The sequence below is a fragment of the Streptomyces sp. NPDC002926 genome (assembly GCF_053591755.1).
The window spans coordinates 62,477-76,403 of sequence record NZ_JBSFUK010000026.1 but is presented as its reverse complement, the minus strand read 5'-3'; the positions used below and the strand labels follow the sequence as shown (position 1 = coordinate 76,403).

The following is a 13,927-nucleotide window of genomic DNA, read 5'->3' as shown; positions in this document are numbered from 1 at the left end:
CGTGCGCGATCCGGGCCCCGGGCGCGCCGCGCGGGTGGGGCGGGCCCCGCGCCGGGCCCGCCCCCCCGGGGGCGGCCGCCCCCGGGGGGCGCCGGCCGGTTACGCCGTGCGCGGTGGGTTCAGCCGGGCGCCGTCAGGGGACGACCTGGCTGGACGGCTCGTCCGCGTCCGATGCGGCGGGCAGCTCCGCCTGGCGGTGCCAGCCGCGCTCGCCCCTGGCCCGCAGCCATGCGGTGGTCTCCTGAGGCGGCATCGCGGCCGCCACCAGCCAGCCCTGTACGGCGTCGCAGCCAAGATCGCGCAGCCGCTCCCAGGTCTCGTCGTCCTCCACACCTTCCGCAACCACCAGCAGGCCCAGCGAGTGGGCGAGGTCGACGGTGCAGCGGACGATCTCCGCGTCCTCGTTGTCGACGGCGAGCCGGGCGACGAAGGACCGGTCGATCTTCAGCTCGCTCACCGGCAGGCGGCGCAGGTGGACGAGCGAGGAGTAGCCGGTGCCGAAGTCGTCCAGGGACATCTTCACCCCGTGGTCGGTCAGCCCGGCGAGGGTGTCGGCGGCGCGCTGCGGGTCCTCGAGGAGTACGTGCTCCGTGATCTCCAACTGGAGCGAGCCCGGCGGGACGCCGTGCCGGGCGAGGCGGGCGGCGACCAGACCGGCGAAGCCGGGGGTGTGGACATCGCGCGGCGAGACATTGACCGCCACCGGGACGTCCAGACCCTGCGCGCGCCATCTGGCGACCTGGGCGAGGGCGGTGTCGAGGACGTACTCCGTCAGGTACGGCATCAGGCCCGAGGACTCGGCGATGGCGATGAACTCGTCCGGAGGCACTCGGCCTCGCTCCGGGTGTACCCAGCGGACCAGCGCCTCAAGGCCCGCTACATGGCCGTCGAAGCCGACCTTGGGCTGGTAGTGGAGTTCCACGTCGCCGGCGTCCAGCGCCCGGCGCAGATCGCCGAGCAGACCGAGCCGGTCGGGTGTGTTGCAGTCGCGCTTGGACTCGTAGACCTCGACGCCCGTGCGGTCCCGCTTCGCCTGGTACATCGCCACGTCCGCGCGGCGCAGCAGCCCCTCCGCGTCCAGCGCGTGGTCGGGGAAGACGGCTACGCCGGCGCTCGCCTCCAGGACGAGCGTGAGTCCGTCCAGGTCGAGTGGCGATGACAGCTCGGCCACCAGATGGCGGGCGATGCGCGTCGCGCTGGTGGTGGAGTCGGCCGCCGGGAGCAGTACGGCGAACTCGTCGCCCCCGAGCCGGGCCGCCTCGGCCCCTCGCGGCAGAGCCAGTCGTAGCCGATCGGCTATCTGGAGGAGTAGCCGGTCCCCGGCGAGGTGGCCGAGTGTGTCATTGACCGACCGGAAACGGTCGAGGTCGATCAGTACGAGAGCGGATCGCGCGCCGCTGCCCTCGGCATGCTCCAGGGCCGCCCAGGTCCGTTCCAGCAGCCACTGACGATTGGGCAGCCCGGTCAGCGGGTCCCGCAGCTGCTCCTCGGCTCTGGCCCGCGCGATCCAGAGCGTGGAGTCCAGAGCGATCAACGGCACGGCGAACAGGGGCAGCAGGAGCGGCAGGGCGGTGGCGACCACACAGATCAACGGCGCGATGCCGAGGAGAGCGACTGCGACAAGCCCCTGCCTGAGCAGGGCCGTACGGGCGACGGTGGGCAGCCCGCCGCCCTGCGGGGTCAGCGCGTACCAGAGGAGCAGTCGAGTGACCGCGAGATAGGCGGTGGCCGCCAGGACCACTTCGGGTAGGGCCTCGACGCCCCAGTTCAGGGGCAGCCAGGGCCGCTCCACGCTGGGCTCCACGCCGAAGGCCGTGAGGACGAGCGCGGCCGCACCGACGCCCAGGATGTCCACGGAGCCGTGCAGTACGCCCTGGCGCCAGCGGTGCCTGCGGGCGGCGCCGACCAGTGCGACGACGGCGAGGCTGACCAGACCGGCGGGCACCCAGCCGAAGAGCAGCAGGACGGCGAGGGTGAGGGCGGCACCGGAGCCGGTGCCGCCCCACCAGCGGTCGCGGCCGAGCGCGACCAGATGGCCGACGATGAACCCGGTGAGGACGGCGAGCGACCAGCCCACCGTGGATGAGGGGAAGAGCGCATGGCCCTCCTGCACGGTCCGTACGATCCCGGTGATGAGTACGGCGGCGGCGATCACCATGACGGCGACCGGCAGCCCGGACGTCATACCCGCAAGGGCCGCGGCTCCACGCGGCCGTGAGACCGGGGCGGCGCTCTCGGTCGGTTTCATTCCCGTCCCTCTCACAGCCGGCGGTGCCGATGCCTCGCGATGGCTCCCGTAGTCATGCCACCACGACTGAAATCCCACCACGCAGCCGTGCACGACAGGCGCACGTCTCAACAGTAGGCCGCAGGAGGCTCGGACGGGCAGCGCTCTACAGCTCTTGCCCGAATGCGACCCGGCCACCCTTAACCATCTGGTATGCGCTGAACGAGTGACCTGTACCTGGTGCTCCGGGTCCCGTTTCCGCGTCCGAATCCGGCCCCGCGCGCCCCCAAAGGACCTCCGAGTGAGCCCCTCCCAAGCCCCGCGCACGCCCCCTCCGTTACGCCTCTTCAGGCACAGCGGCCTCACGAGCTGCATCGGGCCCCTGTTCGAGCAGAACGGCGAAGCCCTCCTCGTCCAGCACCGGCACCTTCAACTGCATTGCCTTGTCGTACTTCGAACCCGGGTTGTCGCCGACGACCACGAACGCCGTTTTCTTGGAAACGGAACCAGCCACTTTCGCTCCGAGGCTCTGGAGGGCCTCTTTTGCGCCATCCCTTGTGTGGTTCTGCAGCGTGCCGGTGACGACAACGGTGAGTCCCCCGAGCGGACGCGGCCCTACGTCCTCCCCCGCGCCCTCTTCCTCCATGCGGACGCCCGCCTCCCGCCACTTGCGCAGGATCTCGCGGTGCCAGTCCTCCTCGAACCACTGCTTGAGGGAGGCGGCGATGGTTCCGCCGACGCCGTCGACCGCCGCCAGCTCCTCCTCCGTGGCCTGCTCGATCCGGTCGATCGAGCGGAATTCACGGGCCAGCGCCTCGGCCGCCACCGGGCCGACATGACGGATCGACAGGCCGGTGATGATCCGGGCCAGCGGACGCTCCTTGGCCGCGGCGATGTTCTCCAGCATCGCCACGGCGTTCTTCTTGGGCTCACCCTGTTGGTTGGCGAAGACGGTGACGACCTTCTCCTCGCCCGTCTTCGGGTCGCGCTTGGGCAGCCCGCTGTCCTGGTCGAGGACGTACGCCTTGATCGGCAGCAGCTGCTCGATGGTGAGGCTGAACAGATCTCCCTCGTCGGTGAGCGGCGGTGTGGGCGGCTCCAGCGGCTTGGTGAGCGCGGCCGCGGCCACATAACCGAAGTGCTCGATGTCCAGTGCCTTGCGGCCGGCGAGATAGAAGAGCCGTTCACGCAACTGGGCGGGGCAGGAACGGGCATTGGGGCAACGCAGATCGACGTCGCCCTCCTTCATGGGCCGCAGCGCGGTCCCGCACTCGGGGCACTCGCCCGGCATGACGAACTCCCGCTCGCTGCCGTCCCGCAGATCCACGACCGGGCCGAGGATCTCCGGAATGACGTCACCGGCCTTGCGCAGCACCACCGTGTCGCCGATCAGGACGCCCTTGGCCTTCACCACGTCCTGATTGTGCAGAGTGGCGAACTCGACCTCGGAGCCCGCGACCGTGACCGGCTCCACCTGGGCGTACGGAGTGACGCGGCCGGTGCGGCCGACGCCGACGCGGATGTTGACCAGCTTGGTGTTGACCTCCTCCGGGGCGTACTTCCACGCGATCGCCCAGCGCGGCGCCCGCGAGGTGGAGCCGAGACGCCCCTGGAGCGGGATCTCGTCGAGCTTGACGACCACGCCGTCGATCTCGTGCTCCACGGAGTGCCGGTTCTCTCCGAAGTAGGCGATGAACTCCTGTACGCCGTCCATCGAGTCCACGACCCTGTAATGCCTGGCGGTCGGCAGGCCCCATTCGCGCAGCAGCTCGTAGGCCTGCGACAGACGGTCGATGTCAAAGCCCTCACGCGCGCCGATGCCGTGCACCACCATGTGCAGCGGAAGGGTCGCCGTGACCTTCGGGTCCTTCTGGCGCAGCGAACCGGACGCGGAGTTCCGCGGGTTGGCGTACGGCTGCTCCCCCGCCGCCACGCGCCGGGCGTTGAGTTCCTGGAACTGCTCCATCGGGAAGTAGACCTCGCCGCGGATCTCGACGAGATCCGGGACGCGGTCACCCCTCAGCCGGTCCGGGATGTCCCCGATGGTCCGGACGTTCGGTGTGATGTCCTCGCCGACGCGGCCGTCGCCGCGGGTCGCCGCGCGGGTCAGCCGGCCCTTCTCGTACGTCAGGTTCACGGCCAGGCCGTCGACCTTGAGCTCGCACAGGAAGCGGTACTCCGAGGTGCCGACCTCGCGCGCGACGCGCTCGGCCCAGCCGGCCAGCTCCTCGTCGTCGAAGGCGTTGTCCAGGGAGAGCATCCGCTCTCGGTGCTCGACCTTGGCGAGCTCCGTCTCGTACTGCCCGGCGACCTTCTGCGTCGGCGAGTCGGGCGTACGCAGTTCGGGGTACTGCTCCTCGAGCGCCTCCAGCGCCCGCAGCAGCTTGTCGAACTCCGCGTCGCTGATGACCGGGCTGTCCTTCACGTAGTACCGGAAGCGGTGCTCCTCGACCTGCTCGGCGAGTTGGGCGTGCTGCTCCCGTGCATCTGCGGGCAGTGCCGTCTGCTGTTCGCCAGCCACCGTTTCGTCCTTCCGTTTCCCCAGCACCCGTTACTCAGGGTTGTCTGCGAGCGATCTCGCGGCCCGGACGCAGTGGGCGAGCGCCGCGCGGGCGTACGCCGGTGAGGCACCCGCGAGACCGCACGACGGGGTGATCACCACGGACTCGCTGAGAGTCCCCGGATTCAGCCCCAGCCTGCGCCACAACGTCCTGACACCCATGACGATATCGGGGGGCACTGACAATTCGGCCGGAGCGGCGTCGGTGGACGGCACGACTCCCGCGAAGAGCTTCGTACCGCCCTCCACCGCCTCGCCGATCTGTTCCTCGTCACGCTCGGTGAGTAGCCCGAAATCGAACGAGACGCCCGCGAATCCGGCCCGGCGCAGCAGCGCGAACGGCACGTCCGGAGCGCAGGAATGGACGGTGACGGGATCCTCGCTCACCCCGATCACGTCCCGCAGCGCGCTCTCGACGATCTGGCGGTCGACCGCCCGGTGTGTGCGATACCCGCTGGCGGTCCTGATCTCTCCACGCAGTACGGCGGTGAGCGAGGGCTCGTCGAGCTGCAGCACCACGCGAGCGCCCGGCACCCGGCGGCGTACCTCCGCGAGATGGCCGCGCAGCCCCTCGATGAGCGAGCCCGTCAGATCACGCACGGCGCCGGGATCGCCGAGGGCGGACTCGCCGCCTCGCAGCTCCAGCGCGGCGGCGAGCGTCCACGGCCCCACCGCCTGCACCTTCAGCGGGCCCTGGTACCCCTGGGTGAACTCTTCCAGCGCGTCGAGGTCCTCGCCGAGCCAGGAGCGGGCCCGGCGGGTCTCGCGCCCCGGCCGGTCGCTGATCCGCCAGCCGCTGGGCTCGACGTGCGCGTACATCTCGACGAGCAGCCCGATGGTCCGCCCGATCATGTCGGCGCCGGGCCCGCGGGCGGGCAGCTCGGGCAGATACGGAAAATTCTCGAAGGAACCCACGACGGTCTTCGCGGTCTCGCGGGGATCGCCGCCGGGCATGGATCCGATGCCGGTGGCGGGGCCCCAGCGGAAGTTGCTCTTGTCGCTCACTCGGGAAGGGTACGCGCCGCCCGCGCCCAGGAGCCCTGGCCCGAGTGTCGTCAGAGCCCGGGTCGTACCGTCAGATCGTTGATCTCCGCGTCGCGCGGCAGGTCGATCGCGGTGAGGATGGCCGTCGCCACCGACTCCGGATCGATCCAGCGGGACGCGTCGTACTCCTTGCCCTCCTGCGAGTGCACCTTGGCCTGCATCGGGCTGGCGGTACGCCCCGGATAGACGGAGGTCACACGTACGCCATTGCCGTGCTCCTCGTGGCGCAGCGCGTCGGCGAGGGCCTTCAGACCGTGCTTGGACGCGGCGTAGGCGCCCCATTCCGCGTGGGCGTTGAGGCCCGCGCCCGAATTGACGAAGAGCACATGCCCCTTGGTGACCCTGAGTTGGGGCAGAAACAGCCGGGTCAGCTCGGCTGGGGAGATCAGATTGGCGTTGAGCTGCTGGTGCCAGGTCTTGGGGCGGAGTTCCACGATCGGGCCGAGGTCGACGACGCCCGCGATGTGCAGCAGCGAGTCGAGCCGGTCCGGCATGGGCTGCTGACCGAGCGCCCAGGAGATACGGTCCGGGTCGGCCAGATCGGCGACGAGCGTGCGGGACCCCGGATAACGGCCCGCGAGCTCTTTGGCGCGGCCGGCGTCGCGCGCCAGGAGTACGAGGTCGTCGCCGCGCTCATGCAGCCGGCGCGCGACCGCCGCGCCGATGCCGGAGCCTGCCCCGGTGATCAGATGTGTGCCCATGGGGGACATGCTCGCACTACTGCACGCCCGCCGACTCCTCCAGGTAGGCGAGCGCCGCGACCCCGTCCTCCGCGAAGAACACCAGGTCGGTCAGCGGCAGCGGCAGAAAGCCCTCCTCCTCCATCCGCCGGAACTGCTGCTTCAGCCCGTCGTAGAAGCCCGCCGTGTTCAGCAGAACCACCGGCTTGGCGTGCTTGCCGTGCTTCTTCAGCTCCAGGATCTCGGTGGCCTCGTCCAGCGTCCCCGTACCGCCGACCATGATCACGACCGCGTCGGCCTTGTCGAGCATCAGCGCCTTGCGCTCCGCGAGGTCCTTGGCGATCACCATCTCGTCGGCGTTCGTACGGGCCTTCGCCCCGAGGAAGTCGACCGAGACGCCGACCAGCCGCCCGCCCGCCTGCTGGACACCGTCCGCGACGACCTTCATCAGTCCGCACTCGGACCCGCCCCACACCAGGGTGTGGTTTCCCTTGCCGACCAGCTCGGCGAATTCGCGGGCGGGCCGGGTGTAGCGGTCGTCGAGGTCGGCGGCGGAGAGGAAGACGCAGATATTCATAGGATCACGGTACGGGGAAGAACTCGGGTCCCAACGACGCTGTGCCAGGTATGACTGAAGGACACAAGATCACCATTGAGCAGGGCACCGTTCACGTACGCGTGGCACGCGGCGACGAGGTTCTCGGGGAGAGCAGCAGTCCGCTGATCCTGCGTGAGACGGGCTGCCCCGTGCGCTATTACCTCCCCCCGGAGGACGTACGCACCGACCTGCTGGAGCCCTCCCCGACGCACACCTACTGCCCGTTCAAGGGAACGGCCTCCTACTGGTCGCTGCCAGACGCGCAGGACCTGGTCTGGGCCTATCCCGAGCCCAAGGACGAAGTGGCGCGGATCAAGGACCATTTCTGCTTCTACGACACCGAGGTCGTCGAGGCCTGACGGAAGATCTTGTGCGCGAGCGATGAGTTCCGCCGGGCGCGGCGGTCAGGACTCCTATGGACAACTCGAGCAGAACGCCGAACAGGGCCAAGTCGGGTGACGGCACGCTCATCGCGTACGAGCAGTGGGGCGGCGCCGGGCCGCCGGTGGTTCTGGTCGGCGGAGCCCTGTGTACGGGGGCGACCGACGCTCCGCTGGCCGCGCTGCTCGCCCCGCAGTTCAGTGTGTTCACCTACGACCGGCGCGGCCGGGGCGCGAGCGGTGACACCGCTCCGTACGGGGTGGAGCGTGAGATCGAGGATCTCGCCGCCGTCCTCGCCGCGGCGGGTGGCAGCGCCTCGGTGCACGCCATCTCCTCGGGCGCCGCGCTCGCTCTGAGGGCTGCCGCCGCCGGTCTGCCGATCACCCAACTCTCGGTGTACGAGCCGCCGTTCACGACGAATCCGGCGAGCCGCGAGGAGCCCGCCGCCTACGTCGCCAGGCTGCGTGAGCTGGTGGAGCGGGGGCGGCCCGGCGATGCTCTCGCGCTCTTCCTGACGGAGACCGGGATGTCTCCGGCGGCGATCGAAGGGATGCGGCGGACGCCGATGTGGGCCGAGATCGAGGCGGTGGCGCACACCCTCCCCTACGACCACGAGATCATGGGCGACGGTCATGTGCCGGTCGAGCAGCTGCTTTCGATCGCACAGCAGGTGCTGGTCGTCGGCGGCGGCGCGAGTCCCGACCGGCTGCGGGATGCGGCACGCGTGGTGTCCGAGTGCCTGCCGCGGGGCCGGCACCGCACGCTGACCGGGCAGACGCACGAGGTGACGCCCCAGGTGCTGGCCCCGCTGCTGGCAGAGTTCTTCGCCGGTGGGTGCCGGAGCGGGGACTGACGGCTCCGGTACTCAACAGCCGGCTCCGGTACTGACCGTCCGCCGGCGGGTTCAGGCGACCGGCGCGGCCGTCCGCCCGGTCGTGGCGATGGTCGCCGAGCCGACCACGCGCGTGCCGTCGTACAGCACAATCGCCTGGCCGGGCGCCACGCCACGCACCGGTTCGGCGAAGCGCACATTCAGCGTGCCGTCGACGAGCTCGGCGGTCACCGATGTCTCGCCGCCGTGCGCGCGCAGCTGAGCGGTGTACGTCCCCGGGCCCTTGGGCGCCGTGCCGCACCAGCGGGGCTTGATGGCGGTCAGGGCGTCGACGTCCAGTGCCTCGGCCGGGCCGACCGTCACCGTGTTGTTCACCGGGGAGATGTCCAGGACGTAGCGCGGCTTGCCGTCGGGGGCCGGGTGGCCGATACGCAGGCCCTTGCGCTGGCCGATCGTGAAGCCGAAGGCCCCGTCGTGGCTGCCCAGCTTCGTGCCGGACTCGTCGACGATGTCGCCTTCCGCCGTGCCGAGGCGCGAGGCGAGGAAGCCCTGGGTGTCACCGTCCGCGATGAAGCAGATGTCGTGGCTGTCGGGCTTCTTGGCGACCGCGAGTCCCCTGCGCTCGGCCTCCGCGCGGATCTCGTTCTTGGTGGTGAGGGTGTCTCCGAGCGGGAACATGGCGTGCGCCAGCTGCCGCTCGTCGAGGACCCCGAGGACGTACGACTGGTCCTTGGCCATGTCGCTGGCGCGGTGCAGTTCGCGGCTGCCGTCCTCGCCCGTCACGACCGTGGCGTAATGACCGGTGCACACGGCGTCGAAGCCGAGCGCGAGCGCCTTGTCGAGCAGCGCGGCGAACTTGATCTTCTCGTTGCAGCGCAGACAGGGGTTGGGAGTGCGGCCGGCCTCGTACTCCGCGATGAAGTCCTCCACCACGTCCTCACGGAAGCGCTCGGCGAGATCCCACACGTAGAAGGGGATGCCGATCACATCCGCGGCGCGGCGGGCGTCGCGCGAGTCCTCGATGGTGCAGCAGCCGCGCGCGCCCGTGCGGAAGGACTGCGGGTTCGCGGAGAGCGCCAGGTGCACGCCGGTGACATCGTGTCCGGCCTCGGCGGCACGGGCGGCGGCGACGGCGGAGTCCACGCCGCCGGACATTGCGGCGAGGACTCGGAGGGGGCGCTGGGAAGTCTGAGGAGTCATAGCCCTACCAGGGTAAGGGGCCCGGGGAACCGAAAGCTCGCGAGTATGCGTTGGTGATCACATGGGGAGTGATTCGAAGCGCGAGGGCGGGGGCGGCGGGCCGGCCGTGAGCAGGCGGGCCGTGCTGATCGGCGGCGGGGCCGCGGTGGTGGGCGCGGGCGTGCTGGCCAGGGACGAGCTGAAGCGCCTCTGGTGGCGGGTGCCGGGGATCACGAAGGCGCGCAAGGAGGGTGAGATCGACCACGCGGGCGCGGAATGGACTGCCGCGTCACGGGCGAACCGGCGGCTCGCGGACCGGCCCGACGACTACGCCATCGACCGCGTGGTCATCCATGTCGTCCAGGGCAGCTACCCCTCGGCGCTCAAGTCCTTCAAAGATCCTGGGCACGGAGCCGCGACGCACTATGTCGTACGCAAGGACGGGCATGTGGCTCAGATGATCCGTGAGCTGGATGTGGCCTTCCACTCCGGGAACCGCTCGTACAACGAACGCAGCATCGGCATAGAGCACGAGGGTTTCGTGGACCGGCCGGCCGGTTTCACGGACGCGATGTACCGGTCGTCGGCGAAACTGACGGCGGACATCTGCGAGCGGTACGGGATACCGGTGGACCGCGAGCACATCATCGGGCATGTGGAGGTGCCGGGGACGGACCACACCGATCCCGGGCCGCACTGGGACTGGGACCGCTACATGAGGCTGGTGGGGGACGCTCGGGCGGCGGCCCGGTAGTACCGGGGATTCGACGGCATTCCGCTTGCGCGGGGGCGTTCCGCTTGCGCGGTCCCGGTCAGCGGCCTTGCGCGGGCGTCCGCGGCGCAGCGGCCGGGATCAGACCAGACCGGCCGTACGGGCCCGTTCCACTGCCGGGCCGATGGCTTCCGCGACAGCGTCCACATCCGCCTTGGTGGAGGTGTGGCCGAGGCTGAAGCGCAGGGTGCCGCGGGCCAGGTCCGGGTCGGTACCGGTGGCGAGGAGTACATGGCTGGGCTGGGCGACGCCGGCCGTACAGGCGGATCCCGTGGAGCACTCGATGCCCTGTGCGTCCAGCAGCAGAAGCAGGGAGTCGCCCTCGCAGCCGGGGAAGGAGAAGTGGGCGTTGGCGGGGAGGCGGTCGTCCGGGTCGCCTCCGAGGATCGCGTCCGGGACTGCCGTACGGACGGCGCGGACCAGTTCGTCGCGCAGCGAGCCGATCTCGTGGGCGAAGTCCTCACGCCGCTCGGCGGCGAGGCGGCCGGCCACGGCGAAGGACGCGATGGCGGGGGCGTCGAGGGTGCCGGAGCGTACGTGGCGCTCCTGGCCGCCACCGTGCAGGACGGGCACCGGGCTGTACTCACGGCCGAGCAGCAGCGCACCGATGCCGTACGGGCCGCCGATCTTGTGTCCGGAGACGGTCATCGCGGCCAGACCCGACGCGGCGAAGTCCACTTCGAGCTGGCCGAAGGCCTGGACCGCGTCGGCGTGCAGTGGGACGCCGAACTCCTTCGCGACGGCGGAGAGTTCGGCCACCGGCATGACGGTGCCGATCTCGTTGTTGGCCCACATGACCGTGGCGAGCGCGACATCGTCGGGATTGCGCGCGATGGCCTGGCGCAGTGCCTCGGGCTGCACCCGCCCGTACGCGTCGACCGGCAGGAACTCGACCGTCGCGCCCTCGTGCTCGCCGAGCCAGTCGACGGCGTCGAGGACGGCGTGGTGCTCGACGGGGCTGGCCAGTACGCGAGTCCTGGCCGGGTCGGCGTCGCGCCTCGACCAGTACAGGCCCTTCACGGCGAGGTTGTCGGCCTCCGTGCCGCCGGAGGTGAAGACCACCTCGCTGGGCCGTGCGCCGAGCGCCTCGGCGAGGGTCTCGCGGGCCTCCTCGACGGCGCGGCGGGCCCGGCGCCCGGCGGCGTGCAGCGCGGAGGCGTTGCCGGTGACGGTGAGCTGCGCGGTCATCGCCTCGACGGCTTCCGGCAGCATCGGAGTGGTCGCAGCGTGGTCGAGGTAAGCCATGGTGGCCACGATTCTACGAGGCCCGGCGGGGGCGCGGACGCGGCGCAGGGGTGCACGGGCGTGCGGGCTCCGCTTTCCCGGCTCTCCGCGGCCGCCGGTATCAGCCTCCGAGACCCCAGACGACGGTTCCGTTCACGCTGACGAGTACGGCGAGAACGGCCAGGTCGGCGACGCCGAGCGCGAGTCCGAGCAGGGCGCGGAAGCGGCGGGTGGTGCCTCGCCAGAGGGCGATCACGGCCAGCACCACGGCGATCGGGCCGAGCAGGATGTTCATCACGAGCAGGCCGACGAGGCCGAGGACGAACGCGGCGACGGCCATGCCGTCGGCGTCGCGCCGCGCTTCGGGACGGGTTTCGGACTGCGTCGCCGGCCGGGTTCCGGGCTGAGTGACATTCCGGTCGGCGGCATCCCCGAGGGTGCTCTCGGTGCGGGCGCCGCGTGCGGTGCGTGCGGTGCGTGCGGTAGCGGTGAGTTGCATGGTGGTTCGGCTCCTTCCGGGTCAGTGGTTCCGGGCGCGACGCTCGCGCACGGCGAAGACGATCAGCCATGCGCCGATGAGGGAGCAGGCCACGGCGGTGACGGAGAGCGGGAGTTGGGCCACTGCGCCCAGCATGATTCCCAGGAGGAGAAGCGCTGCGACGATGGCGATCATTGTCGTCCTTCCGAATTTTGGGTGAACACTTGTGAGTACGACTGTTCACTGACTTGTGAGTCTACACTTCCCTTCTCGGGAGAACGGTTGTTTACTGAATGTTATGAGTCACACCGTCGGGATCCGTCAGGCCCAGAAACAGAAGACCCGTCAGGCCCTCCTGGACGCCGCGCTGCAGCTCCTCGAGGAGCAGAGCCTGAGCAGCCTCGGACTGCGTGAGGTGACCCGGGCCGTGGGCGTGGCACCGACGGCGTTCTACCGGCACTTCAGAGACACGGCCGACCTCGGCGTCGCGCTCGTCGAGGAGGCGCTCGGCAGCCTGCACGCCATGATCGGCGAGGCGCTCGCCGAGACCGGTGACGATGTACGTATCGACCGGACCGTCGCGCTGATCGCGGATCTCGTCCGCAGATCCCCCGCGCATGTCCGGTTCATCGCCCGCGAGCGCCATGGCGGAGTGCAGCCCGTACGCGAGGCGATAGGCGCGCAACTGCGCCGGTTCGCCGACGAGGTGGCGGCGGCCTTCGCGCCCGAGCCGGAGTCGGCGGGATGGAGCGAGGCGGATCTGCGGATGCTCGCGGGCGTCTATGTCGACCACATGGTGATGACGGCGTACACGTTCCTGGAGGCCGGTCCCGAGGGCGAGGAGCGGGTCAGTTCGGTCGCCCGCCGTCAGCTGCGCCTGGTGAGTCTGGGCCGGCGCCACTGGCTGGACTGACGGGCCCGGCGGGCCCGTTTCCGTACAACTCGGCGACGGCCGCGGCCGCGCGGGCCAGCTCTTCTCGCGCCTCGGGCGGAGAGAGCACCTCCACGCTGTCGCCGAAGGCGAGCAGCGCGCGGGCCGCGGCCGCGGTCGACAGCGCGAGCTCCACGCGCGCCCAATCACCCGCGACCTGAGGCTCCGCGGCGATCTGACCGGCCTGTATACGCAGGAACATGTCCAGCCGGTCGGTCCGCACCAGCGCCGTCACCCGTACATCCGCCGGGCGGGCCTCGACCTGACGGCGCAACACCTGCCAGACGTCCGCCAGCTCCTGGCCGGGGCGCCGCCGGACCGGCGCGTCGGTGAGAGCGGCGGCGAGCACGCGGTCAGCGCGGAAGAGCCGAGGGGCGGCCCGGTGGTCGGCGACCAGGTACCAGACGCCCGCCTTGACGACGAGTCCGTACGGATCAAGCGTATACGTCCGCGGTTCGGTCGTCCCGCTGTGCCGGTAGCGCAGTCGCAGCCGGCGGTCGGTGAAGACGGCGGAGTTCAGCACATCCAGATCGACGGCCGGCTGCGGTACGCGCATCCAGCGGGCCGGGTCGACCAGGATCCGCCGGCTCGTCAACTCGGCCGCCGGCCGGTGCGGTTCGGGCAGCGCGGCCATGACCTTGCGCAGTGCGGAGCCGAGCGCCACGTCGAGGCCGAGCGCGGAGTGGACGCCCTGGGCGGCGAGGACGAAGAGGGCGCGGGACTCGTCGGCTGTCAGCCCGGTGACATCGGTACGGAAGCCGGGCAGCAGCGTGATGCCGCCGTGCCGCCCGCGCTCGGCGTAGACCGGGACGCCGGAGGAGGAAAGCGCCTCTATGTCGCGGTAGATGGTGCGTACGGAGACTTCGAGCCGCTCGGCGAGTTCGGCGGCCGGGACAAGACCGCGGGTCTGGAGGAGCAGCAGGATCGAGAGCAGCCGGTCGGATTTCACGTGTCTCAGGGTCTTTGGAAAACATGACGGAAGGTGTCAGGTTATCCAGGAAGAGTCTCCCTCGTCACCGAG

Annotated in this window: 14 protein-coding genes; 4 read left to right on the top strand and 10 right to left on the bottom strand. The window is 70.6% G+C overall.

Going from position 1 to position 13,927, the window contains the following annotated elements; all coding sequences use genetic code 11:
• Positions 1–133: 133 nt before the first annotated feature.
• From ACWDZ6_RS27655 to ACWDZ6_RS27635, 5 genes are all read right to left on the bottom strand, one after another.
• On the bottom strand, positions 134–2,248 hold the full coding sequence (locus tag ACWDZ6_RS27655; protein WP_451504990.1) for a putative bifunctional diguanylate cyclase/phosphodiesterase: 2,115 nt from the start codon (positions 2,246–2,248) through the stop codon (positions 134–136).
• Positions 2,249–2,564: 316 nt separating this feature from the next.
• Positions 2,565–4,748 carry an NAD-dependent DNA ligase LigA gene (gene ligA, locus ACWDZ6_RS27650; protein ID WP_451504989.1) on the bottom strand — a complete coding sequence of 728 codons (2,184 nt, stop codon included), beginning with the start codon at positions 4,746–4,748 and terminating at the stop codon, positions 2,565–2,567.
• Between the two features lie 30 nt (positions 4,749–4,778).
• Positions 4,779–5,792, bottom strand: coding sequence for a methionine synthase (locus ACWDZ6_RS27645; RefSeq protein ID WP_451504988.1), 1,014 nt, complete (start codon positions 5,790–5,792; stop codon positions 4,779–4,781).
• A gap of 50 nt (positions 5,793–5,842) precedes the next feature.
• Entirely contained in the window at positions 5,843–6,532 is a 690-nt protein-coding gene (locus ACWDZ6_RS27640; RefSeq protein ID WP_451504987.1) for an SDR family oxidoreductase, read from the bottom strand.
• A 16-nt stretch (positions 6,533–6,548) separates the two neighbouring features.
• Positions 6,549–7,088 carry an LOG family protein gene (locus ACWDZ6_RS27635; protein ID WP_366733466.1) on the bottom strand — a complete coding sequence of 180 codons (540 nt, stop codon included), beginning with the start codon at positions 7,086–7,088 and terminating at the stop codon, positions 6,549–6,551.
• Positions 7,089–7,138: 50 nt separating this feature from the next.
• Here ACWDZ6_RS27635 and ACWDZ6_RS27630 point away from each other — a divergent pair, with 50 nt between their 5' ends.
• The gene (locus ACWDZ6_RS27630; RefSeq protein ID WP_451504986.1) at positions 7,139–7,468 is read left to right on the top strand and encodes a DUF427 domain-containing protein; all 330 of its coding nucleotides are present in this window, start codon (positions 7,139–7,141) and stop codon (positions 7,466–7,468) included.
• Between the two features lie 56 nt (positions 7,469–7,524).
• On the top strand, positions 7,525–8,343 hold the full coding sequence (locus ACWDZ6_RS27625) for an alpha/beta fold hydrolase (protein WP_451504985.1): 819 nt from the start codon (positions 7,525–7,527) through the stop codon (positions 8,341–8,343).
• Between the two features lie 51 nt (positions 8,344–8,394).
• Here the strand turns inward: ACWDZ6_RS27625 and mnmA are convergent, their stop codons facing one another.
• Positions 8,395–9,522: a tRNA 2-thiouridine(34) synthase MnmA gene (gene mnmA / locus ACWDZ6_RS27620; RefSeq protein WP_351456356.1), complete on the bottom strand. Its 1,128-nt coding sequence runs from the start codon at positions 9,520–9,522 to the stop codon at positions 8,395–8,397.
• Between the two features lie 61 nt (positions 9,523–9,583).
• On the opposite strand from mnmA, the gene ACWDZ6_RS27615 reads away from it, so the two are divergent.
• The gene (locus tag ACWDZ6_RS27615) at positions 9,584–10,255 is read left to right on the top strand and encodes an N-acetylmuramoyl-L-alanine amidase (RefSeq protein ID WP_451504984.1); all 672 of its coding nucleotides are present in this window, start codon (positions 9,584–9,586) and stop codon (positions 10,253–10,255) included.
• Positions 10,256–10,354: 99 nt separating this feature from the next.
• Here ACWDZ6_RS27615 and ACWDZ6_RS27610 read toward each other — a convergent pair whose 3' ends face one another.
• From ACWDZ6_RS27610 to ACWDZ6_RS27600, 3 genes are all read right to left on the bottom strand, one after another.
• Positions 10,355–11,518, bottom strand: a complete 1,164-nt coding sequence (locus tag ACWDZ6_RS27610) for a cysteine desulfurase family protein (RefSeq protein ID WP_451504983.1) — start codon at positions 11,516–11,518, stop codon at positions 10,355–10,357.
• A gap of 100 nt (positions 11,519–11,618) precedes the next feature.
• Positions 11,619–11,996: a DUF4190 domain-containing protein gene (locus ACWDZ6_RS27605; protein ID WP_451504982.1), complete on the bottom strand. Its 378-nt coding sequence runs from the start codon at positions 11,994–11,996 to the stop codon at positions 11,619–11,621.
• A 21-nt stretch (positions 11,997–12,017) separates the two neighbouring features.
• The gene (locus ACWDZ6_RS27600) at positions 12,018–12,170 is read right to left on the bottom strand and encodes a hypothetical protein (protein ID WP_351456366.1); all 153 of its coding nucleotides are present in this window, start codon (positions 12,168–12,170) and stop codon (positions 12,018–12,020) included.
• A 103-nt stretch (positions 12,171–12,273) separates the two neighbouring features.
• On the opposite strand from ACWDZ6_RS27600, the gene ACWDZ6_RS27595 reads away from it, so the two are divergent.
• Positions 12,274–12,888 carry a TetR family transcriptional regulator gene (locus ACWDZ6_RS27595; RefSeq protein ID WP_451504981.1) on the top strand — a complete coding sequence of 205 codons (615 nt, stop codon included), beginning with the start codon at positions 12,274–12,276 and terminating at the stop codon, positions 12,886–12,888.
• Here ACWDZ6_RS27595 and ACWDZ6_RS27590 read toward each other — a convergent pair.
• Positions 12,824–13,855 (bottom strand): helix-turn-helix transcriptional regulator, encoded by a 1,032-nt coding sequence (locus tag ACWDZ6_RS27590; protein WP_451504980.1) that lies wholly within the window; start codon positions 13,853–13,855, stop codon positions 12,824–12,826. The two genes, ACWDZ6_RS27595 and ACWDZ6_RS27590, sit on opposite strands and share 65 nt — an antisense overlap.
• Positions 13,856–13,927 lie beyond the last annotated feature (72 nt).

Excerpts from the sequence above, each read along its gene's own strand:
- ACWDZ6_RS27630 (WP_451504986.1), top strand. The coding sequence starts at position 7,139 with ATGACTGAAGGACACAAGATCACCATTGAGCAGGGCACCGTTCACGTA.
- ACWDZ6_RS27615 (WP_451504984.1), top strand. The coding sequence starts at position 9,584 with ATGGGGAGTGATTCGAAGCGCGAGGGCGGGGGCGGCGGGCCGGCCGTG.
- mnmA (WP_351456356.1), bottom strand. The coding sequence starts at position 9,522 with ATGACTCCTCAGACTTCCCAGCGCCCCCTCCGAGTCCTCGCCGCAATG.
- ACWDZ6_RS27600 (WP_351456366.1), bottom strand. The coding sequence starts at position 12,170 with ATGATCGCCATCGTCGCAGCGCTTCTCCTCCTGGGAATCATGCTGGGC.
- ACWDZ6_RS27640 (WP_451504987.1), bottom strand. The coding sequence starts at position 6,532 with ATGGGCACACATCTGATCACCGGGGCAGGCTCCGGCATCGGCGCGGCG.
- ACWDZ6_RS27605 (WP_451504982.1), bottom strand. The coding sequence starts at position 11,996 with ATGCAACTCACCGCTACCGCACGCACCGCACGCACCGCACGCGGCGCC.
- ACWDZ6_RS27595 (WP_451504981.1), top strand. The coding sequence starts at position 12,274 with ATGAGTCACACCGTCGGGATCCGTCAGGCCCAGAAACAGAAGACCCGT.
- ACWDZ6_RS27635 (WP_366733466.1), bottom strand. The coding sequence starts at position 7,088 with ATGAATATCTGCGTCTTCCTCTCCGCCGCCGACCTCGACGACCGCTAC.
- ACWDZ6_RS27610 (WP_451504983.1), bottom strand. The coding sequence starts at position 11,518 with ATGGCTTACCTCGACCACGCTGCGACCACTCCGATGCTGCCGGAAGCC.
- ACWDZ6_RS27625 (WP_451504985.1), top strand. The coding sequence starts at position 7,525 with ATGGACAACTCGAGCAGAACGCCGAACAGGGCCAAGTCGGGTGACGGC.
- ACWDZ6_RS27655 (WP_451504990.1), bottom strand. The coding sequence starts at position 2,248 with ATGAAACCGACCGAGAGCGCCGCCCCGGTCTCACGGCCGCGTGGAGCC.